This window comes from Amycolatopsis sp. cmx-4-61 (genome assembly GCF_046548775.1).
Classification (GTDB): Bacteria; Actinomycetota; Actinomycetes; order Mycobacteriales; family Pseudonocardiaceae; genus Amycolatopsis.
In genome coordinates this window covers 1-26,321 of the sequence record NZ_JAEBEI010000020.1, presented here as the reverse complement: position 1 = coordinate 26,321, position 26,321 = coordinate 1, and the positions used below count along the sequence as shown (strand labels likewise).

22 protein-coding genes and 1 pseudogene are annotated in these 26,321 nt (G+C 71.9%); 17 read left to right on the top strand and 6 right to left on the bottom strand.

All coding sequences use genetic code 11. The features are described 5' to 3' along the window. Window positions 1-95: 95 nt before the first annotated feature. From eccB to ACLJOU_RS38210, 3 genes are all read left to right on the top strand, one after another. Entirely contained in the window at window positions 96-1,736 is a 1,641-nt protein-coding gene (eccB, locus tag ACLJOU_RS38220) for a type VII secretion protein EccB (protein WP_410574167.1), read from the top strand. Window positions 1,737-1,803: 67 nt separating this feature from the next. Further along, entirely contained in the window at window positions 1,804-2,124 is a 321-nt protein-coding gene (locus tag ACLJOU_RS38215) for a hypothetical protein (protein WP_410574166.1), read from the top strand. Between the two features lie 17 nt (window positions 2,125-2,141). Continuing rightward, a complete protein-coding gene (locus ACLJOU_RS38210; protein ID WP_410574165.1) occupies window positions 2,142-3,101 on the top strand; it encodes a WXG100 family type VII secretion target in 960 nt (319 codons plus the stop codon). A gap of 195 nt (window positions 3,102-3,296) precedes the next feature. Here the strand turns inward: ACLJOU_RS38210 and ACLJOU_RS38205 are convergent, their stop codons facing one another. Together ACLJOU_RS38205 and eccD are read right to left on the bottom strand one after the other, a co-directional pair. Continuing rightward, on the bottom strand, window positions 3,297-4,925 hold the full coding sequence (locus ACLJOU_RS38205) for a S8 family serine peptidase (protein WP_410574164.1): 1,629 nt from the start codon (window positions 4,923-4,925) through the stop codon (window positions 3,297-3,299). Between the two features lie 20 nt (window positions 4,926-4,945). Next, the gene (gene eccD, locus ACLJOU_RS38200) at window positions 4,946-6,310 is read right to left on the bottom strand and encodes a type VII secretion integral membrane protein EccD (protein WP_410574163.1); all 1,365 of its coding nucleotides are present in this window, start codon (window positions 6,308-6,310) and stop codon (window positions 4,946-4,948) included. A gap of 305 nt (window positions 6,311-6,615) precedes the next feature. Here eccD and eccCa point away from each other — a divergent pair, with 305 nt between their 5' ends. The 5 genes from eccCa (at window position 6,616) to ACLJOU_RS38175 (ending at window position 14,034) form a co-directional block, all read left to right on the top strand. Next, window positions 6,616-10,629 (top strand): type VII secretion protein EccCa, encoded by a 4,014-nt coding sequence (gene eccCa / locus ACLJOU_RS38195; protein ID WP_410574162.1) that lies wholly within the window; start codon window positions 6,616-6,618, stop codon window positions 10,627-10,629. A gap of 103 nt (window positions 10,630-10,732) precedes the next feature. Further along, entirely contained in the window at window positions 10,733-12,739 is a 2,007-nt protein-coding gene (locus ACLJOU_RS38190; protein WP_410574161.1) for a type VII secretion-associated protein, read from the top strand. A gap of 14 nt (window positions 12,740-12,753) precedes the next feature. Continuing rightward, a complete protein-coding gene (locus ACLJOU_RS38185; protein WP_410574160.1) occupies window positions 12,754-13,101 on the top strand; it encodes a hypothetical protein in 348 nt (115 codons plus the stop codon). Between the two features lie 256 nt (window positions 13,102-13,357). Next, window positions 13,358-13,681, top strand: a complete 324-nt coding sequence (locus ACLJOU_RS38180) for a WXG100 family type VII secretion target (RefSeq protein WP_410574159.1) — start codon at window positions 13,358-13,360, stop codon at window positions 13,679-13,681. 59 nt (window positions 13,682-13,740) lie between these two features. Continuing rightward, window positions 13,741-14,034, top strand: coding sequence for a WXG100 family type VII secretion target (locus tag ACLJOU_RS38175; protein WP_410574158.1), 294 nt, complete (start codon window positions 13,741-13,743; stop codon window positions 14,032-14,034). A gap of 149 nt (window positions 14,035-14,183) precedes the next feature. Here the strand turns inward: ACLJOU_RS38175 and ACLJOU_RS38170 are convergent, their stop codons facing one another. Together ACLJOU_RS38170 and ACLJOU_RS38165 are read right to left on the bottom strand one after the other, a co-directional pair. Further along, entirely contained in the window at window positions 14,184-14,981 is a 798-nt protein-coding gene (locus tag ACLJOU_RS38170; RefSeq protein WP_410574157.1) for a DUF4333 domain-containing protein, read from the bottom strand. Between the two features lie 29 nt (window positions 14,982-15,010). Beyond that, window positions 15,011-15,904 (bottom strand): hypothetical protein, encoded by an 894-nt coding sequence (locus tag ACLJOU_RS38165; protein WP_410574156.1) that lies wholly within the window; start codon window positions 15,902-15,904, stop codon window positions 15,011-15,013. Window positions 15,905-16,165: 261 nt separating this feature from the next. On the opposite strand from ACLJOU_RS38165, the gene rplM reads away from it, so the two are divergent. From rplM to glmM, 3 genes are all read left to right on the top strand, one after another. Further along, window positions 16,166-16,618: a 50S ribosomal protein L13 gene (rplM, locus tag ACLJOU_RS38160; RefSeq protein WP_004560141.1), complete on the top strand. Its 453-nt coding sequence runs from the start codon at window positions 16,166-16,168 to the stop codon at window positions 16,616-16,618. A 14-nt stretch (window positions 16,619-16,632) separates the two neighbouring features. Continuing rightward, the gene (gene rpsI, locus ACLJOU_RS38155) at window positions 16,633-17,142 is read left to right on the top strand and encodes a 30S ribosomal protein S9 (RefSeq protein WP_410574155.1); all 510 of its coding nucleotides are present in this window, start codon (window positions 16,633-16,635) and stop codon (window positions 17,140-17,142) included. A gap of 186 nt (window positions 17,143-17,328) precedes the next feature. Beyond that, window positions 17,329-18,663: a phosphoglucosamine mutase gene (glmM, locus tag ACLJOU_RS38150; RefSeq protein WP_410574154.1), complete on the top strand. Its 1,335-nt coding sequence runs from the start codon at window positions 17,329-17,331 to the stop codon at window positions 18,661-18,663. 26 nt (window positions 18,664-18,689) lie between these two features. Here the strand turns inward: glmM and ACLJOU_RS38145 are convergent, their stop codons facing one another. Beyond that, window positions 18,690-19,628, bottom strand: a complete 939-nt coding sequence (locus ACLJOU_RS38145) for a cytochrome P450 (RefSeq protein ID WP_410574153.1) — start codon at window positions 19,626-19,628, stop codon at window positions 18,690-18,692. 14 nt (window positions 19,629-19,642) lie between these two features. Here ACLJOU_RS38145 and ACLJOU_RS38140 point away from each other — a divergent pair, with 14 nt between their 5' ends. The 5 genes from ACLJOU_RS38140 to ACLJOU_RS38120 all read left to right on the top strand — a co-directional run bounded on the left by ACLJOU_RS38140 (window position 19,643) and on the right by ACLJOU_RS38120 (window position 25,001). Then, complete coding sequence (locus tag ACLJOU_RS38140; protein ID WP_410574152.1) at window positions 19,643-21,292, top strand: fatty acyl-AMP ligase; 1,650 nt, start codon at window positions 19,643-19,645, stop codon at window positions 21,290-21,292. A 26-nt stretch (window positions 21,293-21,318) separates the two neighbouring features. Continuing rightward, window positions 21,319-21,597 (top strand): acyl carrier protein, encoded by a 279-nt coding sequence (locus ACLJOU_RS38135; RefSeq protein WP_410574151.1) that lies wholly within the window; start codon window positions 21,319-21,321, stop codon window positions 21,595-21,597. 133 nt (window positions 21,598-21,730) lie between these two features. Then, window positions 21,731-22,045, top strand: coding sequence for a hypothetical protein (locus tag ACLJOU_RS38130; RefSeq protein WP_410574150.1), 315 nt, complete (start codon window positions 21,731-21,733; stop codon window positions 22,043-22,045). Then, complete coding sequence (locus ACLJOU_RS38125) at window positions 22,045-24,471, top strand: hypothetical protein (RefSeq protein ID WP_410574149.1); 2,427 nt, start codon at window positions 22,045-22,047, stop codon at window positions 24,469-24,471. The genes ACLJOU_RS38130 and ACLJOU_RS38125 overlap by 1 nt, the downstream gene beginning before the upstream one ends. Before the next feature lie 14 nt (window positions 24,472-24,485). Then, a complete protein-coding gene (locus tag ACLJOU_RS38120; RefSeq protein ID WP_410574148.1) occupies window positions 24,486-25,001 on the top strand; it encodes a hypothetical protein in 516 nt (171 codons plus the stop codon). Between the two features lie 10 nt (window positions 25,002-25,011). Here ACLJOU_RS38120 and ACLJOU_RS38115 read toward each other — a convergent pair whose 3' ends face one another. Next, complete coding sequence (locus ACLJOU_RS38115; protein WP_410574147.1) at window positions 25,012-25,836, bottom strand: dienelactone hydrolase family protein; 825 nt, start codon at window positions 25,834-25,836, stop codon at window positions 25,012-25,014. A 305-nt stretch (window positions 25,837-26,141) separates the two neighbouring features. Here ACLJOU_RS38115 and ACLJOU_RS38110 point away from each other — a divergent pair. Then, window positions 26,142-26,321 (top strand): annotated as a pseudogene (locus ACLJOU_RS38110) (IS5/IS1182 family transposase); the annotation flags it as partial.

The following is a 26,321-nucleotide window of genomic DNA, read 5'->3' as shown; positions in this document are numbered from 1 at the left end:
ACACTAGCTTGAGTTGGTAGAAACCCCACACCAGACGGTCCCCGTACGGCTATCCTGCGGAACCGTACCGCGACGGGGAGAGCTGTAGGTCGAGAATGCCATCAACACCGACGACTAAGTCTCAGGTCCAGGCGTATCAGTTCGTCCTCCGGCGGATGCAGTCGGCGCTGGTCCGGCGGGACGCCGTGATGCTGCACGACCCGATGCGCACCCACACGCGGGCCACCATCGTGGGAGTGGTGCTGGGCGCGCTCGGCATGATCGTCTTCGTCGTCTGGGGGCTGCTCAGCCCGGCGCCGTCGGTGCCCGAGGCCGGGAACATCGTGATCGGGGAACAGTCCGGCACGGTCTACGTGGTGATGGGGAACCCGAAGACCCTTGTCCCGACGTTCAACTTGGCTTCCGCGAGGCTTCTTCTCCTGGCCCAGCAAAAGTCATCGAGTGCGGGGAACGCCGGCGGAGCGGCGCCGGCGCCGGCGCCGGCCGCACCCAGTGCGGCGAGTGTGAAGAATCCCACGGTCGTTTCCGACGAGCAGCTGAAGGACATTCCGCGCGGAAAACTGACCGGAATTCCGGACGGACCGCAGCTGATTCCGACGGATTCCCAGCGGATTTCCCCCAACTGGGCGGTGTGCGACCAGGTTCTGCTCGACCCGACGCTGCCGGTGCCCGACAGCGTGAACCAGACCAACACGTACGTCTTCGGCGGTGTCGCCCCGAGCGCGCTCGGCACCGAACTGGGGGAGAAGGAAGCGCTGCTGGCGAAGGCGGACAACGGCAAGACGTACCTGATCTACCGGCTGCCGAGCACGCAGAACCGCCCGAACGCCAACACCGTCCGCGCCGAGATCGACACCAGTGACACGCACAACGCGGTCTCGACGGCGCTGCAGCTGAACCAGAAGCCGCGCAAGATCACCCAGGGCCTGCTGAACGCGATCCCCGAAGTGTCGCGGCTGACTCCGCCGCACATCCCGGACGGCGCGGCCCCGGGGAACTTCGGGGGCCTGACCACGGGCGACGTCTTCGCGACGCAGCCGGCCGGTGCGGACCCGGAGTTCTGGGCGATCACGCCGAGCGGCATCCAGAAGGTGTCCAACGCCGTCGCCGACATCATCCGCGTGGACAAGAACGGCAGCTCCGGCCGGATCCAGACGCTGGGCCTCGACAAGCTGAACGGTGTCCGCGTCCTGCAGCCGACCGACCCGGACTACATCAGGGTCGACGACTTCCCGCGTTCGGTGCCGACGGTGCTCGACGCGACGAAGAACTCCGCGGTCGCCTGCCTCGGCTGGTCGGTGGTCGGTGACGGCGAAAACCGCGACGGCCACACGTCGGTCTACATCGACACCCAGCTGCCGGGCCAGAACAGCCACGGCGCCAAGTTCGCCACGATCAAGGTGACCACGCCGGGCCCGAACCGCGTGCCGATCACCGGCTTCTACCTGCCGCCCGGCTTCGGCGCGGTGGTCCAGTCCGCGACCGGCAAGGCCAGCTTCGGCAAGGGCGCCATCCAGCTGATCTCCGACCGCGGAGTCCGCTACAGCGTCCCGGACGCGGCGACCGCGGACGCGATCGGGCTGAACAACCGGCAGCCCGCGCCGGAGTCGATCATCGGCCTGCTGCCGACCGGGGCTTCGCTGAACACCCAGGACGTGCTCAAGCAGTTCGACGCCGTGCCGATCGACCCGAACGCCGGCTCGTTCCCGGTCCAGACGCAGCAGGCGGGCGGCTGAGGCGGAACCGGCGGGCGCCCGCGGACGTCACACGCCGGAGGGGTTCCCGGGTGAGCGGAGAGGTGCCATGGCCGGCTTGAGGATGGACGCCGCGGTCGTCGCGGACTACGCCGAGACGGCCGAGGAGGCCGCCGGCGAGCTCCACGCCGCCGCGGCGGACCTGGGTGGCGAGGGGGTCGCCGGGGAGTCGTTCGGCGCGCTGGGGGCGCGGATCGGCCTCGGGGAGTCGTACGGCCGCGCGGCCGGGGCGTTGCGGCGTCAGCTGGCCGACGGCGCGGAGGCGCTCAACTCGGCCGCGGAGGCGCTGCGGCACGTCGCGGTCCGCCACGGCGGGCAGGACGCGGAGGCCGCCGAGCTGATCAAGCGGGCCGGGCGGCTCGACGGATGAGGGCCGGGAACGCGACCGTGCCGGGTCCCGCGGGCGAGGACCTCACGGCGGCGGCGGAACCGTACCTGGAGTACCTCACCGGCCTGGCGCGCGAGCTCGGCGTCATCGACCCCGTCGAGACGTACTTCCGCCCCCTGGTCGGCCGCTGGGCCGACCTGGGCGCCGAGGCGGACCGCCTGCGCCGGGCCGCGTCGGCCGCGGCCGAGGTCTCGGCGCGCCTCGACGACCGGCTCGGCCGGCTCGACGCGGGCTGGGAAGGCCGGGACGCGGACTCGTTCGTCGCTTACATCCGCGCGATCGGCGTGGCGGGCGGCGACCTGCGTGAAGCGCTCGAAGCCCTCGCCGGCGCGCTGGACGAGGTGGTGACGACCCTGCGGCACGTCGTCGTCGACCTCGCCGAGGTGCTGGTGGACGCGGCGGAGCTGACCTCGGAGACGATGCTCCTGCCGAGCGGTGGCGCCAAGCGGGCCCGTGCGCAGCTGGAGGAGACGCAGGACTCGGCGAAGTCGCTGCACGAGACGGCGCGCGACGTCCTGGAGGCGTTCGACCGGCTGTGCAACGGCGTCGACGACCCCGACGCGGCGTCCCGCACCATCGAGATCCGGCACCGGTACCCCGCGGAACGCTTCAAGCTGCACGACGACGCGTTGAACGAAGGGGATTCCGAGGAGGTCATGACGCCGTCTTCGGCCGCCGAGCCGAAGCACACGGGTGCCGCCTCCCCGGACGACGCCAAGCCCGCCGACGCGCCCGCCCCGCCCCCGCCCGCCGACGACCACCAGAGCGCGTCGGGCGGCGTCCCGATGATGCCGATGATGGGCTTCGGCGCGTTCGGCGGAGGGGGCGGCGGCCGCCGCCAGTCGAAGACCCGCCCGGCGACGAAGCCGTCGGAGCTGCTGGGCGAGCCGGGCCTGGTCGCCCCACCGGTGATCGGCGAGGACGAAACCCCACCGCCGAAGAAACCCCCGGCGAAGTGACCCCAGGGACATCACGCGTGTCCAGAGGGGCATCACGGGTGATGCCCGCCCAATCACGAGTGATGACCCTCTAATCACGGGTGATGCCCGTCCGATCACGGGTGATGCCCCGCTAATCACGGGTGATGACCCTCTAATCACGGGTGATGCCCGTCCGATCACGGGTGATGCCCGTTCCCGCACGGGCGCAGCGGGTCAGCGGCGGGCGGGGCCGGGGTCGGCCGGGCGGTTGCGGCGGATCGTGCGCATCACGAACAGCGTGATCAGCAGGGCCACCAGGCCGCCGGCCGTTCCGGCCAGTGCCACGATCATCGGGGTCGTGTTGTTGTCGTTCGCCGGCGGGAGCTGGGCCGCCTGCGGGGGCGGGATCGGGGCCTGGTTGCCCACCTCGGACGGGAGGCTCTGGGTCAGCGCGGCCACCGGGTCGATGACCCCGTAGCCGACGAAGTTGTCGCGGCCACCCGGGGCCGCCGGGTGCTGGGCCGTCTCCTTGATGCGGTTGATGATGCCCTTCGCGTCCAGGTTCGGGAACTTGGCCTTGACCAAGGCCGCGAGGCCCGCCACGTACGGCGCCGCGAAGCTCGTGCCCTGGATCGGGCTGGCCTTGTCGCCGTTCTCGAACGTCAGGTTCGCCAGGCTGTCGGAGCCTTCCGCGGGGTCGAGCGAGATGATCTGCGTCCCCGGCGCCGCGACACCGACCCACGGGCCGTGCACGCTGAACGAAGCCACGCTGCCGAACTCGTCGATCGCCCCGACCGACAGCACGTCGTCGGCGAACCACGGCGGCGTCACGATCGTCTTCGGCTTCCGGGCGTCCGGCTGGTCGTTCTGGGGGCAGGTGTCCGTCGCGTTGCCCGCGGCGGCGACGATCACGATGCCCGCCTGCGCCGCGAACCGCACGGCGGCCTGGACCTGCTGCTCGCCTTCGGTGATCGAGCCCGTCGCCGGGCGGCAGTTGTCGACCGACATGTTGATGATGTCGGCCTCCTTCCGCTCGGCGATGCCGTGGATGATCTCGGCCAGCGTCTTCAGCGTGCCCGCCGTGCCGGCCTTTTCCAGCTGGCGCCCGCCGTTCGACTGCCCGGGCGAGGTCCGGTCGCCTTCCCCGGAGCCGCCACCGCCGCCCTCGGTGCTCGGCGGCGCCGCGGACTCGGAACCGGCGGGCGGGTTGGTGCTCGACGACGGCGTCCCGCTCGACGTGCCGGTGGGCGGGGTCGAGGTCGACGTGTCGGGCTCGTAGTTCTCGCTCAGCTGGCGGTAGGAGACGATCGTGGCGTCCGGGGCGACGCCGACGAACCCGACCTCCGGGTTGTCCGGCTTGCCCGCGATGATGCCGGCGACCTCGGTGCCGTGGCCGTCGCAGTCCTCGAGGCCGTCGGGCTTGCCGCCGTTCGGCTTCGCGACGTAGTCGCCGCCGGACTTGACCCGGTTCTGGAACCACGGGTGCGGGGTCACGCCGGTGTCGACGACGGCGACCCGGACGTTGCCGCCGGCGCTCCCGGTGGCCGCCTTGACGATCTCCTGCGCCTTCGAGATCTGCAGGTAGTCCTGGCCCCACGGCCGGTTCTTCAGCACGATGTTCTGGCCGAGCGTGCTGCGCTGGACGCAGCCCTTCGACTGCTTGTATCTCTTGTCCGGCTGCCGGGCGTCCGGGATGAGCTTGCCCATGTCCACCGGCGGCGGGGTCGCGAAGTAGCCGTCCGCCGGCGCGGTCTGGGCCTGCCCGGGTGCCGCGACGGCGACCGAGGCCAGGACGCCGATCGTGCCGGCGAACAGGGCCGTCGTGGCGCGCCGGACCGGGCCGAAGGGGCGTCCTGCTGACATCCGAGATTCACCCGATCCGGTCACTTGAAGTTCAGGTGCCGCAGGGTGGTGTAGAGGTCCATCACACCCAGGGCGAGCGGGAGCACGGAGGCGATGCAGATCGCTTCGATGATCTCCACCGTGCGCCGCAGCGGCGGCGAGAACCGCTGGTTCGGGAAGATCACGCCGACCACCAGCGCGCCCGCGGCGAGCAGGATCAGCGCGCCGAAGATGTAGAGCAGGCGGTTCTGGGCGCTCGCCGTGACCAGCCAGCCGACGGCGATGCCGGTGGCCGAGACCAGGCCGGTGGTGAGCAGGGCGATCGCCTGGCTGCCGTTGGCGTACGCGCGGGCGCGCAGGAGCAGGACGAGCGTCGCGACGACACCCAGGATGATCCCGAACGCACCGGGCGCGGTGGCGGCGATGATCGCGGACACCGCGACCGTGGCCCCGCAGCCGACCATCAGGCCGGTCATGTAGTTGTGCGCGACGGCGGTGCGGCGCTCGATCGCCCGGTAGTCCGGGAAACCGGAGTCTTCCTTGAGTTCTTCGGCGTTGCTCGGGACGTGCGGCAGCGGCAGCTTCGCGAGCCAGATGGTGGCGCGGGGCAGGATCGAGATGCAGGCGAGGGCGACCGCGACCGTGCCCGCGGCGATGCCGGGCGCCGGGTGCGCGACGAGCGTGCCGAAGAGGAAGGCCAGTGCACCGAAGGTGCCCGCGGTGGCGGCGGCGATGAACGTCGTGATGCCGGCGCCGATGACCATGATGCAGACGGACGCGACGATGATCACCAGTACCGCGCCGAGGAGCAGGTTCGCCCGCAGGGACAGCCCCGGCACGATGTAGAACCCGCTGACGAACGCCAGGGGCAGGCCCCCGGCCGCGGCGATCAGGACGCCGGTGGCCTCGGCCTGGTAGGCCTTCGCGAGCGTCGCGCCGACCGCGACGCACGCGATGGCCCCGATGCCGCCGGCGATGGCGGCCCCGAGCGCGCTGCCGCCGTAGAAGGAGCCGCTCATGAACAGCGCGACGGCGGCGGCGAACAGCGCCAGCCCGCCGGCGACGTGCCCGAAGCGGTTCGCCGTCTCCTTGGTCCACGGGCGGAAGCTGTCGGGGGAGGATTCGGCGATGGCGTCGACGACGTCGTCGTACAGCGGCGGCGGCGGGTTCTCGTTGCGCTTGCGCAGCTGGAGGAGTTCGCCGTCGACCACGCCGAGCGAGGCCAGGGTGCGGCTCGGGTCGAGGGGAGCGTCCCCGAGCTTCGCGAGCGCCCAGCCGCCGTGGCGGGCCCCGCCGTCGGGCGAGGTCTCCTTGGCCATGTCCAGCAGCATCGGCAGCAGATCGGCCACCGCGACGTCCGCGGGCAGCGCGACGTCGATCCGGGTGGACGGCGCGACGACCGTCACCCTGCTGAAAACTGTCGTGCCCGTGGCCACTGCACTGCCCCCGCTCGGTCGATGCTGCTCCCGCAGGAACTTATACCGAACCCCGCCGCGGCCATCACCGAACGTCCGAAATTCACCGGCATTCCAGCTCGGCGCGACGAACGCGGCATTACTGCCGGTGCCGGGCCGTACACTCGGACGACGAGGGCAAACGCGCGTTCACGAGGGGTTTCCGAGCATCCGGCGAAATTCCCACGGGGCGTTCGATAGGTTGTCCGCACACCTTGCGGTGGCCGCCATCGTCGAGTTTGAAGAGGGGTCCTTCGATGAGCACGCTGCAGTTCAAGAAGTCGCCGCGGCTGGCGGCACCGCGGCCGCCGGGCGGCGAGGTGCACCTGGAGCCGCCACCCGAGGTGCCCCGCGTCATCCCCGGCAACATCGTCATGAAGGCGCTTCCGGTCGTCATGATCGTCGCCTCGCTCGGGATGATGGTCTTCATGTTCCAGGCCAGCAACCGGAACCCGATGATGATGGCCATGGGCGGCATGATGGTCGTCGGGACGCTCGGGATGATGGCCGGCGGCGGCGGCAAGGGCGGCGGCGCCAAGCGCGCCGAGATGGACGAAGACCGCAAGGACTACCTGCGTTACCTGGGCCAGATGCGCGATCGCGCCCGCGAGGCCATGGTCGACCAGCGCGCCGCCCTGGAATGGGTGCACCCCGACCCCCAGTCCCTCTGGTCGCTGGCCGCCAGCCGCCGGATGTGGGAACGCCGCCAGAACGACCAGGACTTCCTGCACCTGCGCGTCGGGCGCAGCTCGCACCGCCTCGCGACGCGGCTGGTCCCGCCGCAGACCGGGCCGGTCGACGAGCTGGAGCCGATCGCCACCCTCGCGCTGCGCCGGTTCGTGCGCGCGCACTCGATCGTGCCGGACCTGCCGACCCAGATCACCCTCCGCGGGTTCGCCGCGGTCAGCATGCAGGGCGACCGCGCGCTGACCCGCGGCCTCACCCGCGCGATGCTCGCCCAGCTCGTCACCTTCCACAGCCCGGACGACGTGCTGATCGCGGTGGCGACCGCGGGCCGCGCGAAGGAGGAGTGGGAGTGGGCGAAGTGGCTGCCGCACGCCCAGCACCCCACGCTGTCGGACGGCATCGGCCAGCTCCGCATGATGGCCGGTTCGCTGGCCCAGATCGAAGACTGGCTCGACGAAGAACTCCGTGACCGCCAGCGCTTCTCCCGCAACGCCACGCCCGCGCCGGACCAGCCGCACGTCGTCATCATCATCGACGACGCCGAGGTCACCCGCGAAGAGCAGATCGTCCTCGAGGAGGGCCTGGTCGGCGTCACGCTGATCGACCTGTCCGACTCCCTCGGCAACCTCGCCGCCCGCCGCGGCCTCCGGCTCGTCGTCGAGGCCGAGCGGCTGGGCGCGCGCAGCGCCGGCGGCGTCGAGTGGTTCGGCCGCCCGGACACCCTCAGCCTGGTCGAGACCGAGTCGCTGGCCCGGCTCATCTCGCCGTACCGCGTCGGCGGGGCCGCCGGCCAGGACGTCGGCGACGAAGAGCCGCTGCTGTCCAACCCGTCGCTGCTGGAGCTGCTCGGCATCCCCGGCGACCCGATGACCTTCGACGTCCAGCAGGCGTGGCGGCCGCGGCCGATCCGCGACCGCTACCGCGTCCCGTTCGGCGTCGGCGAGTACGGGCAGCCGGTCGAGCTGGACATCAAGGAAGCCGCCGCCGAAGGCATGGGCCCGCACGGCCTCTGCATCGGCGCCACCGGTTCCGGCAAGTCGGAGTTCCTCCGCACGCTGGTGCTGGGCCTGCTGGCCACGCACTCCTCGTCCACGCTCAACTTCGTCCTCGTCGACTTCAAGGGTGGCGCGACGTTCCTGGGCCTGGACAAGGCCCCGCACGTGTCGGCGGTGATCACGAACCTCGCGGACGAGGTCACGCTGGTCGACCGCATGAAGGACGCGCTGGCCGGCGAAATGAACCGGCGCCAGGAAGCGCTGAAGAACGGCGGCAACTTCAAGAACGTCTGGGAATACGAGAAGGCGCGCGAAAACGGCGCGGACCTCGACCCGTTGCCGGCACTGTTCATCGTCTGTGACGAGTTTTCCGAACTGCTGAGCGCGAAGCCGGACTTCATCGACCTGTTCGTCGCCATCGGCCGGCTGGGCCGGTCGCTGCAGATGCACATGCTGCTGGCCTCGCAGCGGCTCGAGGAAGGCAAGCTGCGCGGCCTCGACTCGCACCTGTCGTACCGGATCGGCCTCAAGACCTTCTCGGCCGCGGAATCCCGCGCGGCGATCGGCGTCCCGGACGCCTTCGAGCTGCCGTCGGTCCCCGGTGGCGGGTACCTCAAGTACGACACCTCGACGCTGGTGCGGTTCAAGGCGGCCTACGTCTCGGGCCCGTACCGGCCGGCCGGCCTCAAGGCGGCGGGCCCGGCGGCGACCGTGGTCCGCGCGGACAAGCGGCCGCAGCTGTTCGTCCCGGACTTCGTCGAACTGCCGAAGGAGCCGGAGCCGCAGATCATCGAGGCGGCGCCGAAGGAAGAGCAGCGGCAGCCCGAAGAGGCGGTCGAACCCAGCGAGCTCGACGTCATCGTTTCGCGCCTGGTGGGCCAGGGCCCGCCGGCGCACGAGGTGTGGCTGCCGCCGCTGAAGGACCCGAACTCCCTCGACACGCTGCTGCCGAACCTGAACCCGACCGACGACCGCGGCCTGTCCCCGGTCGGCTTCTTCGGCAACGGGCGGCTGCAGGTGCCGCTGGGCATCATCGACCGGCCGTACGAGCAGCGGCGTGACCCGCTGTGGGCGGACTTCTCCGGTGCGGCGGGGCACGGCGTCATCGTCGGCGGCCCGCAGACGGGCAAGTCGACGATGCTCCGGACGCTCATCATGTCGATGGCGCTGACGCACACTCCCGAAGAGGCGCAGTTCTACTGCCTCGACCTCGGTGGCGGCACCCTGGCGGGGCTGGCCGACCTGCCGCACGTGGGCGGGGTCGCGGTGGCCCGGCGCGAGCCGGACAAGGCGCGGCGGATCGTGGCCGAGCTGACCACCCTGCTCACCGAGCGGGAAGGCCGGTTCGGGGCGATGGGCATCGACTCGATGACCGAGTTCCGCAACCGCAAGCGCCGCGGCGAGATCCGCCCCGAGCAGGACCCGTTCGGCGACGCGTTCCTGATCGTGGACAACTGGCGGGCCCTGCGCGACGACTTCGAGGAGCTCGAAGGCACGATCACCCGGCTCGCCACGCAGGGTCTGTCCTACGGCGTGCACGTGATCATCGCCGCCAACCGGTGGGCCGACATCCGCCCGGCGATCAAGGACATGCTCGGCACCCGGTTCGAGCTGCGCCTCGGTGACCCGACCGAGTCGGACATCGACCGGCGCATCGCGGTCAACATCCCGGCCGGGCGGCCGGGCCGCGGCCTCACCCGCGACAAGCTGCACATGCTGGGCGGCCTCCCGCGGATCGACGGCTCGAGTGACCCGGAGACGATCGCGGCCGGCGTGGCCGACGCGGTGGCGAAGATCAAGGGCGCCTGGCGCGGCCGCGTCGCGCCGCAGGTCCGCCTGCTGCCGGAGCTGATCACCTACGAAGAGGTGCTCAAGCTCGACTCCGCCCGGGACTCCAAGCTCATCCCGATCGGCGTCAACGAAGAGGACCTGCAGCCGGTCTACCTGGACTTCAACGCCGAGCCGCACTTCTACGCGTTCGCGGACGGCGAGTCGGGCAAGACCAACCTGCTGCGGCAGATCGCCCGGGGTATCTCCGAGCGCTACACCGCCAAGGAAGGCCTGATCCTGCTGGTCGACTACCGGCGCACGATGCTCGGGTTCATCCAGGGCGACTCGCTGCTCGGGTACGCGGTGTCGGCGGCGCAGCTGGAGAGCATGATCAACGACGTCTTCAACTCGATGACGCGGCGCCTGCCCGGCCCCGACGTCACGCAGGAGCAGCTGAAGACGCGGTCCTGGTGGAAGGGGCCGGAGCTGTTCATCCTCGTCGACGACTACGACCTGGTCGCCACGTCGACGAACAACCCGCTGCGGAAGATCTCCGACTTCCTGCCCCAGGCCAAGGACGTCGGCCTGCACCTGGTGGTCGTGCGGCGCACCGGTGGTGCGTCGAAGGCGATGTACGACCCGATCATCGGCAAGCTCAAGGAGATCGCGGCCCCGGGCATGGTGATGAACGGTTCCCGCGACGAGGGCGCGCTGGTCGGCAACATCAAGCCGTCCGCGATGCCGCCGGGCCGGGGCAACATGCTCACCCGCAAGTACGGCAAGCAGCTCATCCAGGTGTCGTGGATCCAGCCGGACTGAGCACGACGGCGGGGCGTTCCGCACCGGGAGGTAGGTTCCTCCCCGTGGAGGCGTCCCGCCGGCGGGGCGCGGGGGAGCGCGACGAAATGTGCGGGAGCTGCTGGTGACGGTCCGGGTTGCGGTGGACTTCGGGACGTCGAGCACCTGCGTCGTCGCCTCGGTGAACGGGCGCGAGCCGCAGGTCGTGGTGATCGACGGCCAGCCGCTGATGTCCTCGGCGGTGTACGCGGCGGCGGACGGCACGCTGTTCGTCGGCCAGGAGGCCGAGCGGCAGGCGGCCGTCGACCCGTCGCGGTACGAGCCGAACCCGAAGCGGCGGATCGACGAGGGCGAGCTGCTGCTGGGTGAGAAGGTCCTGCGGGTCACCGACGTCGTGCACGCCGTGCTGGGCCGCGCGGTGGCCGAAGCCCGCCGGCTGGCCGGCGACGCCGAGGTCGACCTGCTGGTGCTGACCCACCCCGCGGACTGGGGCGCGATCCGCACCCGGCTGCTGCGGCAGGCCGCGGGCGGGCTGGCGCGCGAGGTCGCGCTGGTGCCCGAGCCGGTCGCGGCGGCGGTCTACCACGCGGCGACCTTCGCGCCGCAGGACGTGACGAACGACCGCACGGTCGAGTTCAGCGGCCGCCCCGGCGACGCGCTCGCGGTGCTGGACCTCGGCGGCGGCACGGTCGACGTCAGCGTGGTGCGGCGGCTGCCGCCGGACACCGCGCGGGACCGGGCCGGCCGTCCGCAGCGCGGCGGGTTCCAGGTGCTGGCCACCCGGGGCGACCCCGGGTTCGGCGGCGCGGACATCGACCAGGCGCTGCTCGAGCACATCGGATCCCTGGTGTCCGCGGCCGATCCGGCCGCCTGGCGCGAGCTGGTCGAAGGCCGTGAGCTGACCGACCGGCGGAGGCGGCGCGTGCTGCGCCAGGACGTGCGGGGCGCGAAGGAGACGCTGTCGCGGCACGCCTACACCGACGTGCCGATGCCACCGCCGTTCGCCGACGCGCACGTGACCCGCGAAGACCTCGAACGGCTGATCGCGGCGCCGCTGGGCCGGGCCGTCGAGCTGACGGTCGCCGCGATCGGCGACGCCGGCCTGCGCCCGAAGCAGCTCACGGCGATCTTCCTGGTGGGCGGGTCGAGCCGGATCCCGATGATTTCGCGGCTGGTGCACGAACGCACCGGCGTCGTGCCGACGAGCCTCGACCAGCCCGAGACGGTCGTCGCGCGCGGCGCGCTGCGGGCGGTGCTGGTGGACCCGGACCGCACCGGCGCGCTGCCCGGCGAAGCGATGGCCCGGCTGGCCGCCACCCCGGGCGGCGCCACCGGCCCGGCGGCGCAGCGCACGGAGGTCGTCCGCCCCGGCGACGTCGCCCCGCGCCCGTCCCCGCCGCGCACCCCGCCACCGCCGGGCGGGTACGGGAACCGGCCGGTGCCCCCGCCGTCGCCGCCGTCCGGCCAGCCGGTGGCCCGACCCTGGACACCGCCCGCCGGGCAGCCCGCCCGGCCGAAGCCGCCGAACCCGCCGGGCCCGCTCGCCGGCGCCCGGCCCGCGCCCGAGCCGGCCGGGAAGGACCGCCGCAGGCTGTGGGGCGTGCTCGCGGTGGCGGTGGTCGTCGTGGCCGCGCTCGTCGTCGGCGGGTTCTTCGTGTTCCGCAACTCCGGGAACCAGGTCGAGACCGGCCGGACGCTGTCGCAGTACGACTTCAAGTTCGTCGCCCCGGACGACTGGGTGCAGACCGACGACCGGGTGGCCGACAAGCAGGTCGTGATCCACCCGCAGGAGTCGCGCGACGGCAACGACCTCGTGGTCGCCCAGGAGTACGTCATGGACTACGACGCGACCGCCGACCCGCAGAAGCTCACCGACCAGCTGAAGCGCAGCGCGGACCAGGAGCCCGAGCGCTACAGCGCGTTCAACCCGGGCCTGTCCTACGCCGGCAAGACGGTGATCGGCTACCACGAGAGCAAGCCGGACCGGCCCGATCTCCAGGTCGATTGGTACGTGGTCGCGAAGGGCCGGATCCGGGTCCACATCGGCTGCCAGTACGCCACGGCGCCGCTGCGGGACCGGGTCGGTGCCGCGTGCGTGCAGGCCGTGCGCACCGTCGAAATCCTCAACTGAGAGGCGGGCACGCGGTGCCGTCCGGAGAATTCGAAAGCGCCGCGGCGTCCTTCCGGCGGCTCGGGCAGGACGCGGTGACGCATTCCCGGCGCGTGGCCGGGAACGCGCTCGCGCGCAGCCGCCGCCGGCACAGCGAGAACGCCGAACTGCTGAAGCAGAGCGGGCGCGGGGCGAAGTCCGGCGATCCGACGCCGGGCACGCTGCGCGCGGCCGCCGAACGATTCCGCCGCGCCCGCGGGCTCGCGGTTCCCGCCGTTCCCGATCCGGTTACTTCGCGTTCGCAATCTTCCGCGCGATCCCCTCGATCGGGTGAGGACGACGAAGACTTTTCCCAGATGCGAATCATGCAGCGCGACCGCTGAAACTCGGCGGATGGTCGCTGTGCGCGTGCTAATTCCGCTGGTGGGGAACGTGTTTCCGGCTGCTGCCGCACCGGTGCGGAGCGTTCTGCGGATACCGGCGGCGACCGGTTCCCGGCGCGGGCGTTAACGCAAGCAACTACTTCCGGAAGAACCACGACAAGGGGGAACCGGACATGGCAGTGTCTGCGTCGTAGGGCCGTACGAACGAAGAAGCTTGGTTACGGCCAACCATCACACTTGAGAAGGGGGTCCCGGTATGAGCGGGCCTGGATTTGCAGGGACAGTTGCCCAGTTCACCGACGCCGAGGGCAAGGTGACCGAGGTTCGTGCGCAGATGGACCAGAACCTGGCGACGCTGCGCGACCGCATCGAGGCCACCCGGGCCGGCTGGCAGGGTGAGGCCAAGAAGGCCTTCGACCACGTGATGCTGCGGTTCGACGACGACGCCCGCGGCATGGCGCAGGCCCTGCAGCGCATCGGTGAGCTCCTCAAGGAGGCCGGCTCCAAGTACGAGCGTTCCGAGCAGCAGCAGCAGGAGATCCTCAGCGCCGTCAACAAGGGCTTCGACCAGCTCGGCTGAGCGCCACCCTGATCTTTTCGCCACCCACCTGAACTTCCTCCGCAAAAAAGGAGCTCATCATGCCCGATGCACCCGGCATTCTCGTCAATTACGCCACGATCCGCGCGGCCGCGGACGACTGCACGCAGACCGGTACCGAGCTGCAGACCGCGTTCGACCGGCTCAAGGACGACCTCAAGCCGCTGGTCACCACCTGGACCGGTTCCGCGAAGGAGCAGTACGACGCGGCGCAGCGCACCTGGGACCAGAAGTTCGAGGACCTGAAGCAGGTTCTGGCGCAGATCGCCGCCGCCCTGCCGCAGATCGCCGACGGCTACCAGTCCACGGACAGCGCCGTCGAAGGCCTGTTCTGAGCCGGTAGTCCCGGAAACCACGGCGGGCCCGCACTCCGGTGCGGAGCCCGCCGTTTTCCTTTGTGCTGCACCGAAAACCGTAAGCGCGGTGCGCGGTAAGGGAACCGGCCGCCAAGGCGCGGAGAACGCGCGGCGTACCGGCGGTGAACTCAGTGCGGCGCGCCGACTTCGTACTCCGGCCGGTCGTTGAGCACCCGCACGGTCACCTTCTTCTGCTGCCCGCCGATGGTCACCGTGCAGTCGAACGTCGTGCCGTTCTGCGCGGCTTCGTTCGCCGGGCACTGCGCGTTCTTCACGTCCGGCTCGCCGTAGTTCTCGTTGAGGACCTTGACCACACCGTCCTCAAGGGACTGTTGCTCGAGCACGTCCCCGCGGAACGCCCCCAGCAGCCACGCCGCGCCGCCGCCGAGCGCGAGCACCAGGACCGCGCCAACGGCGATCAGCGCCGGCTTCTTCGACTTCGGCTTCTTCGCCGGCTCGGCCGGGAACGCGCCCAGGCCGCCGTACTGCCCCGGCTGGAACCCGCCGCCGTACTGCGGCTGCCCGTGGCCCGGCGCCGGCGGCTGCGGGGTCGAGGTCGGGGTCGGCGGCTGCTGCTGCGGCGTCGGCTGGGACGGCGGCTGCCACGGCCCGCTCGGCCCGCCCGGCTGCCACGGCCCGGAAAACGAGCCCGACGGCTGTCCCGGGTGCCACGCCCCGGTGTAGGAGCCGGTGCCCGGGTCGGCGTGCTGCTGCCACTGCCCGGCGTGCGGGCCGGTCGCCTGCTGCTCGGGCTGCCACGCACCGGGCTGCGGTACTGCGGGCTGTGGCGCGGCGGGCTGTGGTGCGCCGGGCTGTGGTGCGGCGCCGGGAGCCGGCGGCTGCCACCACTGCGGCTGCCGCGGATCGGACGGCTGGGACGGCTGCGACGGTTGTGGCGGCTGTGGCGGCTTTGGCGGCTGTGTCATCGGAGATCACCTCGGGTCGTGGTCACGCCTCAGCTGCCCTGCGCTTCGCCGAGCCGCCGGTAGAACTCGTCCATCGCCGCCCGGTCCGGCAGCACCGTGATCTGGCTCGCTTCCGGCAGCTTCGGCATGTCCTGCAGGCTCGCCTTGCCGGTGAACCGGAACTCGTACTTCAGCTCCAGCTGGTGGCCGTCGCCGGCGAACTTCGCCTCCATCACGAAGGACACGAGGCTGCCGTCCGGGTTCAGCGTGATCGTGGCCGGGACCGCGGCCTTCTTCAGCTCCGGCCCGACCTGACCGGTGATGCTCGGCGGCAGGATCTCGACCTTGTTCTCGACGAAGATCCCGAACGGCACGTTCACCGTCAGCGCCGTCTTGCCGTCACCGAGGCTCTTCGCCCCGCGGACGGCGCGCTTGTCGGCCTTGTAGGCGTCGAGCGTGGAGTCCGCCATCCGGCACGGCGTCAGCACCCCGCCCCAGGCGCAGGGCACGACCAGCCCGCCCTCCGGCTTCGGCATCGACACCCACGCCGTCGGCGAGACGCCCTTCTGCACGTACATCGGGCCGAGGTAGGTGTACTCGACCGTGCCGTCCGCCGGCGTGTACGTGTCGATGATCTCGTCCGGGTTCTTCTGCGAGCGGTGCCGCACCGCCCGGCTCTCCGGGCTGCCGGTGCGCGCCGACGTCACCGTGCTGTGCACCCACTTGTCGTCGAACCTGAAGTAGGCGTCGAGTGAGTTGGTGACGTCGCGCGAGTCGGTGATGGCGTCCGACAGCTTGCCGATGACCTGCTCGAACTTGGCGCCGACGTAGTCCGCGGCGTCGTCGCCCTTCGGCAGGGCGGTGCCCGCCTTCGCCGTGCCGCAGGCGCTGGCCAGGGCCAGCAGGGCGCCCAGGACGAAGATCGCCGTCGGTCGTTTCCTCATGCCGTCCCCTGCTCGACTGGTGCCGTCCGGATGGCCCCATCCTCGCGTGTCGCGGTGGCGCGTGCAGGCGGTTCGGCGGGGAAATCCGGTAGGGTCCCGGCTGCGCCCGGGCCGCCTGGAGCCTAATATGGGCGCTTCCACCACCCCCCATGCGCGGGTGCGGTGACCGTGGGGGTATCTTCATATGTCGTTGTGCGCTGCGGCGCGTAAGCGCTAGGCCCGCACAGAACCCACACGCAATGTTGACGACGAGGTAGACCCTTGCCCACGTACAGCCCCAAGCCCGGCGACGTCACTCGTGCCTGGCACGTGATCGACGCCGAGGATGTCGTGCTCGGACGGCTGGCGACCGAGGTCGCCACGCTGCTGCGCGGCAAGCACAAGCCGACCTACGCCCCGCACGTGGACACCGGTGACTTCGTCATCATCGTCAACGCCGAGAAGGTCGCGCTCACCGGTAACAAGCGCGAGCAGAAGTTCGCCTACCGGCACAGCGGTTACCCGGGCGGTCTGCGGAAGCGCTCGTTCGGCGAGCTGCTGGACACCAAGCCCGAGCACCTTGTCGAGAAGGTCGTCAAGGGCATGCTGCCGAAGAACAAGCTCGGCCGCGCCCAGGCGAAGAAGCTGAAGGTGTACGCCGGCCCGCAGCACCCGCACGCCGCGCAGCAGCCGCAGGCGCGCGAGATCACCAAGATCGCGCAGGTCGCGCAGTGAGTGAGGAACAGTCTGTGACCAGCACCGAGACCGAGACCCCCGAGGTCGTCGAGGCCGCTGAAGTGTCCGAGGCGACCGAGACCGGCGCCGTCGCGACCAGCGAAACCCCTGCCGCGCCGCGTCCGTCGCGTGCCGCCGGCGGCAACGCCCAGACCGTCGGCCGCCGCAAGGAAGCCGTCGTCCGCGTGCGGGTCGTCCCGGGCACCGGTGAGTTCAAGCTCAACGGCCGCACCCTCGAGGAGTACTTCCCGAACAAGGTGCACCAGCAGCTCATCCGCGAGCCGCTGGTCACGGTCGAGAAGCCGGACTCGTTCGACATCTTCGCCAACCTCAAGGGCGGCGGCGTCTCCGGTCAGGCCGGCGCGCTGCGCCTGGCGATCGCCCGCGCGCTCGTCGAGGTCGACGCCGACGACCGCCCGGCCCTCAAGAAGGCCGGCTTCCTGACCCGTGACGCCCGCGCCACGGAGCGGAAGAAGTACGGCCTCAAGAAGGCCCGCAAGGCCCCGCAGTACAGCAAGCGCTGATCGCGCCCCTGGCGCAACCCACCGGAGCGCCCATCCGTCCATCGGATGGGCGCTCCGGCGTTTTCCAGACCCGGCGATTCCCGGGGTGTTTCGCCTCCGCGGTCCGGAGCGACACTCGGGGGTGGGGGAACGCGCTCCGCCCACGTCGCTAGGTTGTCGTGGTCATTCCACAAGGGAGGTCGATCGATGGCACGCCTGTTCGGTACCGACGGGGTACGTGGCCTGGCCAACGCCGAGCTGACGCCGGAGCTGGCACTGGCGCTGGCGGCCAGTGCCGCCCGCGTGCTGGCCGCGCACGACCGCTCGCACCGGCCGGTCGCCGTCGTCGGCCGGGACCCGCGCGCCAGCGGCGAGATGCTCGAAGCCGCGGTCGTCGCGGGCCTCACCTCCGCGGGGGCCGACGTCCTGCGCGTCGGCGTGCTGCCGACGCCCGCCGTCGCCTACCTGGTCGGTTCGCTCGAGGCCGATCTCGGCGTGATGATCTCCGCGTCGCACAACCCGATGCCCGACAACGGCATCAAGCTCTTCGCCGCGGGCGGGCACAAGCTCCCCGACGGCATCGAAGACGAGATCGAGGCGGGCCTCGCGGACGGCAAGGTCCGCCCGACCGGCGCCGGTGTGGGCCGCGTCACCGATGTCGAGGACGCCCTCGACCGCTACGCCGCCCATCTGCTCGACGCCACGCCGCACCCGCTGGCCGGGCTCAAGGTGGTCGTCGACTGCGCGAACGGGGCGTCGTCGGCCGCCGCGCCCGAGATCTACCGCCGGGCGGGCGCCGAGGTCGTCGCGCTGTTCGCCGAGCCGGACGGCATCAACATCAACGAGCACTGCGGCTCGAACCACCCGGAGAAGCTGCGCAAGGCCGTCGTCGAGCACGGCGCCGACCTGGGCATCGCGCACGACGGCGACGCCGACCGCTGCGTGGCCGTCGACTCCGCCGGCGAGCTGGTGGACGGCGACCAGATCATGGCCGTCCTGGCGCTCGCGCTGGCCGAGGCCGGCGAGCTGACCAAGGACACGCTGGTCGCGACCGTGATGAGCAACCTCGGCCTGCACCTGGCGATGAAGGCGCACGGCATCACGGTCGTCACGGCCGCGGTGGGCGACCGGTACGTCCTGGAGGAGCTGCGCGCCGGCGGGTTCGCCCTCGGCGGCGAGCAGTCCGGCCACGTCGTGCTCCCGGCCCACGCGACCACCGGCGACGGTTTGCTGACGGCGTTGCGCCTGATGAGCCGGATGGCCGAAACGGGCAAGTCCCTGGCCGACCTGGCCGCGGTGATGAACCGGCTGCCGCAGGTGCTGGTCAACGTCCCGGTCGCCGACAAGGCCGCCGTCGCCGGCTCCGCCGAGGTCCGGGACGCCGTCGGCGAGGTCGAGGCCGAGCTGGGTGAGGAAGGCCGCGTGCTGCTGCGCCCGTCGGGCACCGAGCAGCTCGTCCGGGTGATGGTCGAGGCGCCGGCGCAGTCGACGGCCCAGGCGGCGGCCGACCGCTTGGCCGGCGTGGTCTCGGCCGTTTCCTGAGCCGCTCGTGAGCGGCGAGGCGCGGGTCAACCCGCCTTGCCGCGCACGACCACGCGCGCCGAGGCCAGGCCGTGGAACACCGGGTGGGTTTTCCACCCGACTCCGGTGACGACGTGGTCCGGCGTGAGGATCCGAGCGAGGGCGCGGAGGGCGATCTCGCCCTCCGCCACCGCCACCCGCGCGCCCGGGCAGGCGTGCCGGCCGAGGCCGAACGCCAGGCCGTCACCCAGCGGGACAGCCACTTTCTCGCCCGCGGCCAGCGACCGGCCCGCGACCTCGCAGGCGGCCGCCGCCCGCCGGGCCGCGTACCGGGTGGGGGCGATCTCCTGGACGAGGTTCCGCACTCCGGCCGCGCCGAGGTCGTCCCGCGGGGTCGTCACGAGGCCCAGCCCGGCCAGGGCGAGGAAGTTCATCGAGTTCTCGTACGCCGCGTGCGCGAGCATCACCGGCGTCACCATCAGCTCGTCTTCGCTGATCCGCCCCTCCGCGTGCGCGCGGCGCAGCAGGGCCAGCCCGCCGCGGCCGGTGTCCGGGGCCTTGAGGAAGAACATCGCCACGCGCAGCGCCGCGACGTCGCCGGCGGGCGACGCCTGGCCCGACCACACGTTCAGGTTGGCCGTGGTCTCCGACAGCGCCGTGAGGAACCGGTCGTCGAACGGCCCCGCGCCCAGCACCGCGGCGGCGACCAGCGCGGCCACCGGCCGGCCGAAGTCGGCCACCAGGTCGAACTCGGCCCGGTCCGCCAGCCCGCCCACGATCTCTTCGATGCCCGCCCCGACCTCGGCGGGCAGCGGCTCGACGAGCCCGATGACCTCCTTGACGACCTCCCGCAGCCGCCGGTGCTCCGCGCCGTCCATGAATAGCAGGTTCGCGGGGACCGACGTGTCCGGGCTGGAGCTCAGCCGCGGGTCGCGGAGCACGGCGGCCCGGTCCGCGCGCGCGTCCAGTACGAGGAAGTCGTCCACCTCCGTATGATGCCGTGGTGCCGGACGAGGTTCCCGAAGACGTGCTGGCGACCCCGCTGACGTTCCGGCTGGCCGGCCGCGCCGCCGACCCGCGCCCGGCCTACACCCACCTCGACTGCTCCGGCGGGGCCGAACTCGCCGAGCGCACCCTGACCTGGGCCGAGCTGCTGGCGCGGGTCCGCGCCGTCGCCGCGGACCTGCGCGAACGGGTGAAACCCGGCGAGCGGGTCGCGATCATCGCGCGGCAGGACCTGTCGTACGTCGTCGCGTTCTTCGGCGCGCTCTACGCCGGTGCCGTGGCCGTCCCGCTGTCGGCGCCGGACCTGCGCGCGCAGCGCGAGCGGCTCGCCGGTGCGCTGAACGACTGCGCCGCCGCCGTCTGGCTGACCACCGAGCCGCTGCTGGCGAAGGTCCGGGAGCTGGACGGCGTGCCGCGGCCGCGGGCCGTCGTCGCGGTGGACACCCTGCCCGAGGTCGCCGAGTTCCCGCCGGCCGCGGTCCGCCCCGAGGACCCGGCCTACCTGCAGTACACCTCCGGCACCACCCGGTCGCCGGCCGGAGTGGTGATCAGCCACCGCGCGCTCGCTGCCGCCTGCTGGCAGGTGTGCGCCGCCTATGCCGTCGATTCCGCGGTCACCTGCGTCGGCTGGATCCCGTTCTTCCACGACATGGGGCTGATCCAGCTGGTCTGCGGGCCGGTGCACAGCGGCGGGCGCTCGGTGTTCCTGGCGCCGCTGGAGTTCGTCCGCCGCCCGGTCCGCTGGCTGACGATGATGGCGGCGTACCCGAAGACGCTCACCGCGGCCCCGAACTTCGCCTACGACCTGCTGGTGGAAGCCGTGCCCGAGGCCCGGCGCCGCGAGTTCGACCTCTCCGGGGTACATGTCGCGCTGAACGGCAGCGAGCCCGTGCGCGCGAAGACCGTCGAAGCTTTCCTCGCCGCGTACGAGCCCCACGGGTTCCCCCGCGGGGCGTACCGGCCGTCGTACGGCCTGGCCGAAGGAACCGTCTTCGTCGCCGGCGGTGACGGGACGGGGCCGGTCACCACCGAGGTGTCCGGGCGCGAGCTGGTCTCCGCCGGACGGCCGTGCGGTCAGCGGCTGCGCATCGTCGACCCCGGGCGCGGCGTCGCCGTGCCGGACGGCGAGACCGGCGAAATCTGGGTGCACGGGCCCAACGTCGCCGACGGCTACTGGCGCCGTCCCGAGCTGACCGCCGAGGTGTTCGGCGGGCGGCTCGACGGCGAGGACGGCTGGCTGCGCACCGGCGACCTGGGGTTCTGGGACGGCGAGCGGCTCTACGTCACCGGGCGGATCCGCGACCTGATCATCGTGGACGGCCGCAACCACACCCCGCAGGACATCGAGGAAACCGTCGCCGCGGCCCACCCCGCGCTGGGACCGGACCGGATCGCCGCCTTCGGCGTGGACGACCCGGCGGGGGAGAAGCTGGTGGTCGTCGCCGAACGCGCCCGCGGCGCCGCGGGCGCCGGGGTGGCCGAGGACGAAGTGGCACGGGCGGCGAGGCGGGCCGTCGCCACCGGGCACGACCTCCGCGTGCACACGTTCCTGCTGGTCAAGCCGGGTGCGTTGCCGCGGACCTCGAGCGGGAAGGTGTCCCGGTCGGCGGCCCGGACCCGCTTTTGGGCCAAACGGCCCCGCTGAGTGCGGGCATGAGTCACAATCGGGGCATGCCCGCCGCGGAGTACTTCGACCGGATCATCGCCCTCGTGTGCCGGGTGTTCGACGTCGACCCCGCGACGATCGGCCCGGACACCCCGTTCGCCGAAATGGGCGTCGATTCGCGGCAGCGGGTCCGGCTGCTCGTGGAGGTCGAGGTCGAATTCGGGCTCGAAATCGATCTCGACGAGCTGGATCGGCTGGTCGACATCCGGAACGCCGCGGAGGTCCTCGCCGACACCGTCGAGGGTGACCGGCCCGTGGTCCGGCTGGGGCAGCGGGCCGGGTGAAGGCCCGGGCGGCCCGGAAGGCCGCTCGGTACATTTTGTGTGCATGTGCGACGGCACCGCGGGCCATCGGCGTGCGTCGTAGCCGGGACAGTGCGGGGCGAAGGGTTTCACCGACGAGGAGGGGGCGCTGGTCATGCCGGACGGCGGCTACCAGGCGAGTTCAGACGCGATGCTCACGGCGCAGACGGCGCTCGAACGCGCCGCCGAGAAGACCACCAGCCAGGCCGGCAAGGTGGCGCCGACCCCCCTGGCCCAGCAGTCCTTCGGCCGCGTCCACGGCCAGTACTTCGCCGACTACAAGGCCGGGATCGACAGCATCGGCGCGGCGATGAAGGGGTACGCGGGCCAGCTGACCCAGCTCGGCGGCGGCGTCGGCACGGCCGCGACGAAGTACACCTCGAACGACGAGCAGCAGGCGGCGGCCGCGAAGAAGGCGGGGGCGAACTGATGGCACAGCCCACCAAGGCCGAGATCCAGGCCATGCTCGACGATCCCTACGTCACCGCGGGCACCAAGGACTCGCTCCTCACCGCGATGGTGTTCGGGAACCCGGAGCAGGCGTACGCCAAGGCCAAGGCCGAACACGACTCGAACGCCCAGGCCGACAAGGCCCAGGGCGACGCCGCCAAGAAGGCGGAGCAGGACCTGAACGCCCAGACCCCGCCCGCGGTCGGCGGCGTCGGCGTCACCAAGTCCGACGAGGTGCTCGACCTCGGCAACCCCGCGCTCGACTTCTTCTCCCAGTGGGCCGAGCAGGTGTGGAACAAGATGCCGGACTGCCCCGGCCCCATCGACCACAAGAAGGACGTCTGGGACAAGTTCCACGAGAACCGGGAGATCGACTTCCAGAAGTTCCTCGACGAGGTCGAGGACATGACCAAGTCCCACCAGGTCGTCGACCAGACCCGCACCGACGCCACGAACTCGCTGAACACGCTGTTCCACGACTGGAAGGGCGACGGCGCCAAGGCGGCCAAGGTCAAGTACGAGCAGCGCATCCAGCCCGACGCCCAGGAACTGCTGACGCAGATGGAGGGCGTCGGGAAGCTCGTGCCCGAGACGATGACGCACATCTACACCTCGCTGAAGACGAAGGTCGACGAGGTGCTGAAGCTGCGCACGGACAAGGTCGCCACCGCGCCCCTGTACATCGCGAAGCAGGTCATCGAGGTCGCGAACGGCAAGGTCGACTCGAAGGACAAGCTGCTCGACATCGCGCACTGGCTGGACTCGGCGTGCCCGGGCAACAACCTCGAGCAGCGGCTGCGCGACGACAGCAAGGACCTGAACGACGACAACAAGGAATACGCGATCGGCGCGGCGAAGCAGTGGCTCAAGGGCAGCTTCGCCGCCGATTTCGGGCAGCGCTACGACGCGTTCAAGGCGCTGTGCAAGAACGCCACCGACACGATCAACCAGCACTTCCACACGTTGACGCGGTTCATGGCCGACTACACGAACCCGTTCCCCGACCCGGCGGCCGCGCCGAAGCCCAGCAACGGCAACGGAAACGGGAACGGCAATGGAAACGGGACCGGGACGGGCACGGGAACCGGAACCGGAACCGGAACCGGTACGGGGACGGGAACGGGCACCGGGGGTGGCAGTGGGACGGGTGGCGGCTCGACGACGCCGTCGGCGTCGGTGCCGCCGACGGCGGAGCCGGAACACAAGCCCGGGGACGGCACGAACCCCGTCACCGGCAAACCGCTGGAGGTCAACCCGGACACCGGGCAGCCCTACCCGATCGACCCCAAGACGGGGGCGACGATCAAGGACGTCGACCACGACAGCGTCACGGTCCAGAAGGGCGACAACAAGATCTCGATGACCGAGCCCGACCAGGACGGCAAGATGGACGTCAAGGTCGACGACGGCAAGGGTCACCCGAAGGACTACCAGCTCGACTTCGACACCCCCAAGGACGGCGAAGCCAAGAACGGCGCCGCCGGAGCCACCGGGGCCGACGGCAAGACCGGCGACTTCGGCCCGCAGGGCGCGAAGGACGGCAAGCCGGGGCCGGACGGCGCGTACCACCCGGGCCCGGACGGCAAGATCCACATCCAGGACGGCAACCTCAAGATCACCGCCGAGCAGCCGGAGGGCCCGGACGGGCCCACCGTGGTGACGGTCGACGACGGCAAGGGCGAGCCGACCACCTACACCCTGGACGACGAGAAGAGCGGCGACGCCAAGGCCGACGGCTCGGACAAGGCAGGCGGGCCGGACAAGACCGACGGCCAGGACAAGGGCGCCGGGGCGGACAAGGGTGGCGACAAGGCGTCCGGTCCGGCCGGTCCGGACGGCAGGCCGGAGAAGGTCACCACGATGCCGGCGAGCGCCGACGGCCAGCCGGCTCCGGTGGCCTCCGCCGCGGCGACCGGCGGGTTCAGCGCCCCCGGCGGCGTGGACGCCGGCGCCGTGACCGCCGAGGCGACCGCGGGCGGCGAAGGCGGCGGTGCCGCGACCGGCGGTGGGAGTGCGGAATCCGCTGGCGGCAGCGCGGCCGACGCGACCACCACGGCGGGGTTCGGCAACGCCATCACCGGGGAGGGCACCGCGCTCGAAGCGGGCGCCACCACCGGGGCCACCACGCCGGTGGCTTCGGCGGACGTCGGGCTCGGCGTCGCGCCCACGGGGATGGACCACGCGATGGCGTCGGCGGGCGGCGCCTCGGCGGGCGGCTCGATGCCCGGCATGGGCATGATGGGCGGCATGATGGGCGGGGCGCCCGGCGGCGGTGGGGGCGACCAGCAGCGCGGCCCGAGCCAGTACCGCGTCGAAGGCGCGGTCTTCGAGACCCGCGGGTCCGGCGGGCGGATCAGCGGATCGCTGGACGACGAAGGCGACCGTTCGATCAGCTACGAGCGATGAGGGGGTAGGCGCCGATGAGTGCTGCGGACAGGTTGGCGGCCGCGATGAACGCGCTGGCCATGGCCACCCGGGAACAGCAGGAACAGCGGGGGCTGCGCGAACGGCACGTCGAAGAGGGCAAGGCCGCGGCGCTGGAGACGATGAAGCGCGACGCGGCCGTGCACGCGCGCTACATCGAGCGCATGCAGGAGCTGAACAAGCGGCAGCAGAAGTCCGGCGGCTGGCTGACCGAGAAGGCGCTCGCCGACCGCGACCACAAGATGTCGTTCGGGCCCGAAGACGACGAACCGGCTCCGGCCGACGAGTTCGCGAGCTACGCGCGGCCGGAGCCGCGGCACGAGACGGCGCCGCCGCCTCCGCCGATCGCGCCGTCGGTGCCCGGGGTGCCCGAACCGGCGCACGGCGCGGCCCCGGAGCCCCCGCCGTCGGCGGAACCCGCGCCGCCGGCGCCCCGCCGCACGGGCCGCCACGCCCGCGTCGAATCCTTCGACGACGACGACTTCTCGAACAACTCCTGGCTGGTCGACTGACCCGGCCGCGTCAGCGGGCGGGCTCTTCCTCCCGCTCGATCGGGGCGCGCTTGACGTCCGCCTCGAGCAGGGGCCGGTACTTGTCGGTGCCGGTCAGGTGGGTCAGGAAGAACGCCGTGAAGAGCGCCCGCGTGAGCTGCTGCGTCTTGCGGTGCGGCTTGCCGTGCAGGAACAGCTGCGACCAGTGCTTGCCCTCGGTGACGCCCAGGTGGGACGCCTTGCCGAGGAACCGCAGCTGGACGTCGTCGCCGCCCCAGGCGTCGGCGATGGCTTCGGCGTGCGCGACCGCGGGGGCGACCAGGTCGTCTTCGGCGGCGAGGTGCAGGCCCGGGACGGTGATCGCCTTCGCCGACTCGGTGGCCGAGGGGAGCGTCTGGGCCGCGGTGATGGTGGCGACGGCCTTGATCCGCGGCCGTTCGCTCTGCGCGTCCTGAGCGGCCGCGAGGACGGCGGAGCCGCCACCGCTCGAGTGCCCGGCGAGGCCGAGCTTGGCGGGGTCGACGCTGATGCCGTCCGGGCCGAGCCGCACGGTGGTGACGACGTCCAGCGTGGTCAGCAGGTCGGCGGCGAGCAGCCGGTGCGACGGCAGCGGCCCGAGCTGGGTGGCCGGCGCGGCGGCGACCACGCCCCAGCTGGCCAGGTGGCGCAGCAGCTGCGCGTACCGATGGGGCGGCTGCAGCCACCCGTGCCCGAAGGCGACGGCGGGCAACCCCAGCCCGGCGCGCGGCGTGAAGACCACGCCGGGCAGCCCGACCAGGGCGAGATCGCCCCGCAGGACCTCGTGCGGACCCGGGTGCGTCAACTCCGCGAGCAGCTGCTTGGGCTTGCTGGCCATGGCCGGAACCCTACTGTGCGAGCCCGCCCCCGGCTCGCCCGCCGCCCCGGCGCGCCGCTCACTCCGTCCCGGCCGCTCCGACCCGAGCGCCCCAATGTGGCCTTCGGTGCGTCAGGCGCACCCAAGGCGGCCTTCGGTGCGTCAGACGCAACCAAGGCCACATTGAGGTTTTCTCAGTAAGGCTGGGGCCGGGTGCGCGTGTTGGCCGGGGTTGAGGCGTGGGGCTCCTGGTAGGACTGGATTTGCGAAGATCAAGTCCGAGGTTCCAGCGGCCCCACGTGATCAATTATGGTGCCACGCTCGACGTGGCGCGAGAGCTGGTCTGGTTCGTTGCCCGTCTTCTGAGGGTGCAGCGCAGGCGGCGCGGCACTCGCCGAGGCCGCCGCGCACTGACCCCCTACCAGCAGGCGGTCCTGGTGCTGCGCTGGTTCCGTGACGCCACCCCCGTCCACCGGCTCGCCACCGACCACCGCATCAGCCTTGCC

Bases quoted from the DNA above. Each gene is read 5' to 3' on its own strand.
- ACLJOU_RS38120 (WP_410574148.1), top strand. From the start codon at position 24,486: ATGAGTGCTGCGGACAGGTTGGCGGCCGCGATGAACGCGCTGGCCATG.
- ACLJOU_RS38125 (WP_410574149.1), top strand. From the start codon at position 22,045: ATGGCACAGCCCACCAAGGCCGAGATCCAGGCCATGCTCGACGATCCC.
- ACLJOU_RS38175 (WP_410574158.1), top strand. From the start codon at position 13,741: ATGCCCGATGCACCCGGCATTCTCGTCAATTACGCCACGATCCGCGCG.
- glmM (WP_410574154.1), top strand. From the start codon at position 17,329: ATGGCACGCCTGTTCGGTACCGACGGGGTACGTGGCCTGGCCAACGCC.
- eccCa (WP_410574162.1), top strand. From the start codon at position 6,616: ATGAGCACGCTGCAGTTCAAGAAGTCGCCGCGGCTGGCGGCACCGCGG.
- ACLJOU_RS38215 (WP_410574166.1), top strand. From the start codon at position 1,804: ATGGCCGGCTTGAGGATGGACGCCGCGGTCGTCGCGGACTACGCCGAG.
- ACLJOU_RS38165 (WP_410574156.1), bottom strand. From the start codon at position 15,904: ATGAGGAAACGACCGACGGCGATCTTCGTCCTGGGCGCCCTGCTGGCC.
- ACLJOU_RS38205 (WP_410574164.1), bottom strand. From the start codon at position 4,925: ATGTCAGCAGGACGCCCCTTCGGCCCGGTCCGGCGCGCCACGACGGCC.
- eccB (WP_410574167.1), top strand. From the start codon at position 96: ATGCCATCAACACCGACGACTAAGTCTCAGGTCCAGGCGTATCAGTTC.
- ACLJOU_RS38115 (WP_410574147.1), bottom strand. From the start codon at position 25,836: ATGGCCAGCAAGCCCAAGCAGCTGCTCGCGGAGTTGACGCACCCGGGT.
- ACLJOU_RS38135 (WP_410574151.1), top strand. From the start codon at position 21,319: ATGCCCGCCGCGGAGTACTTCGACCGGATCATCGCCCTCGTGTGCCGG.
- ACLJOU_RS38180 (WP_410574159.1), top strand. From the start codon at position 13,358: ATGAGCGGGCCTGGATTTGCAGGGACAGTTGCCCAGTTCACCGACGCC.
- ACLJOU_RS38170 (WP_410574157.1), bottom strand. From the start codon at position 14,981: ATGACACAGCCGCCAAAGCCGCCACAGCCGCCACAACCGTCGCAGCCG.
- ACLJOU_RS38130 (WP_410574150.1), top strand. From the start codon at position 21,731: ATGCCGGACGGCGGCTACCAGGCGAGTTCAGACGCGATGCTCACGGCG.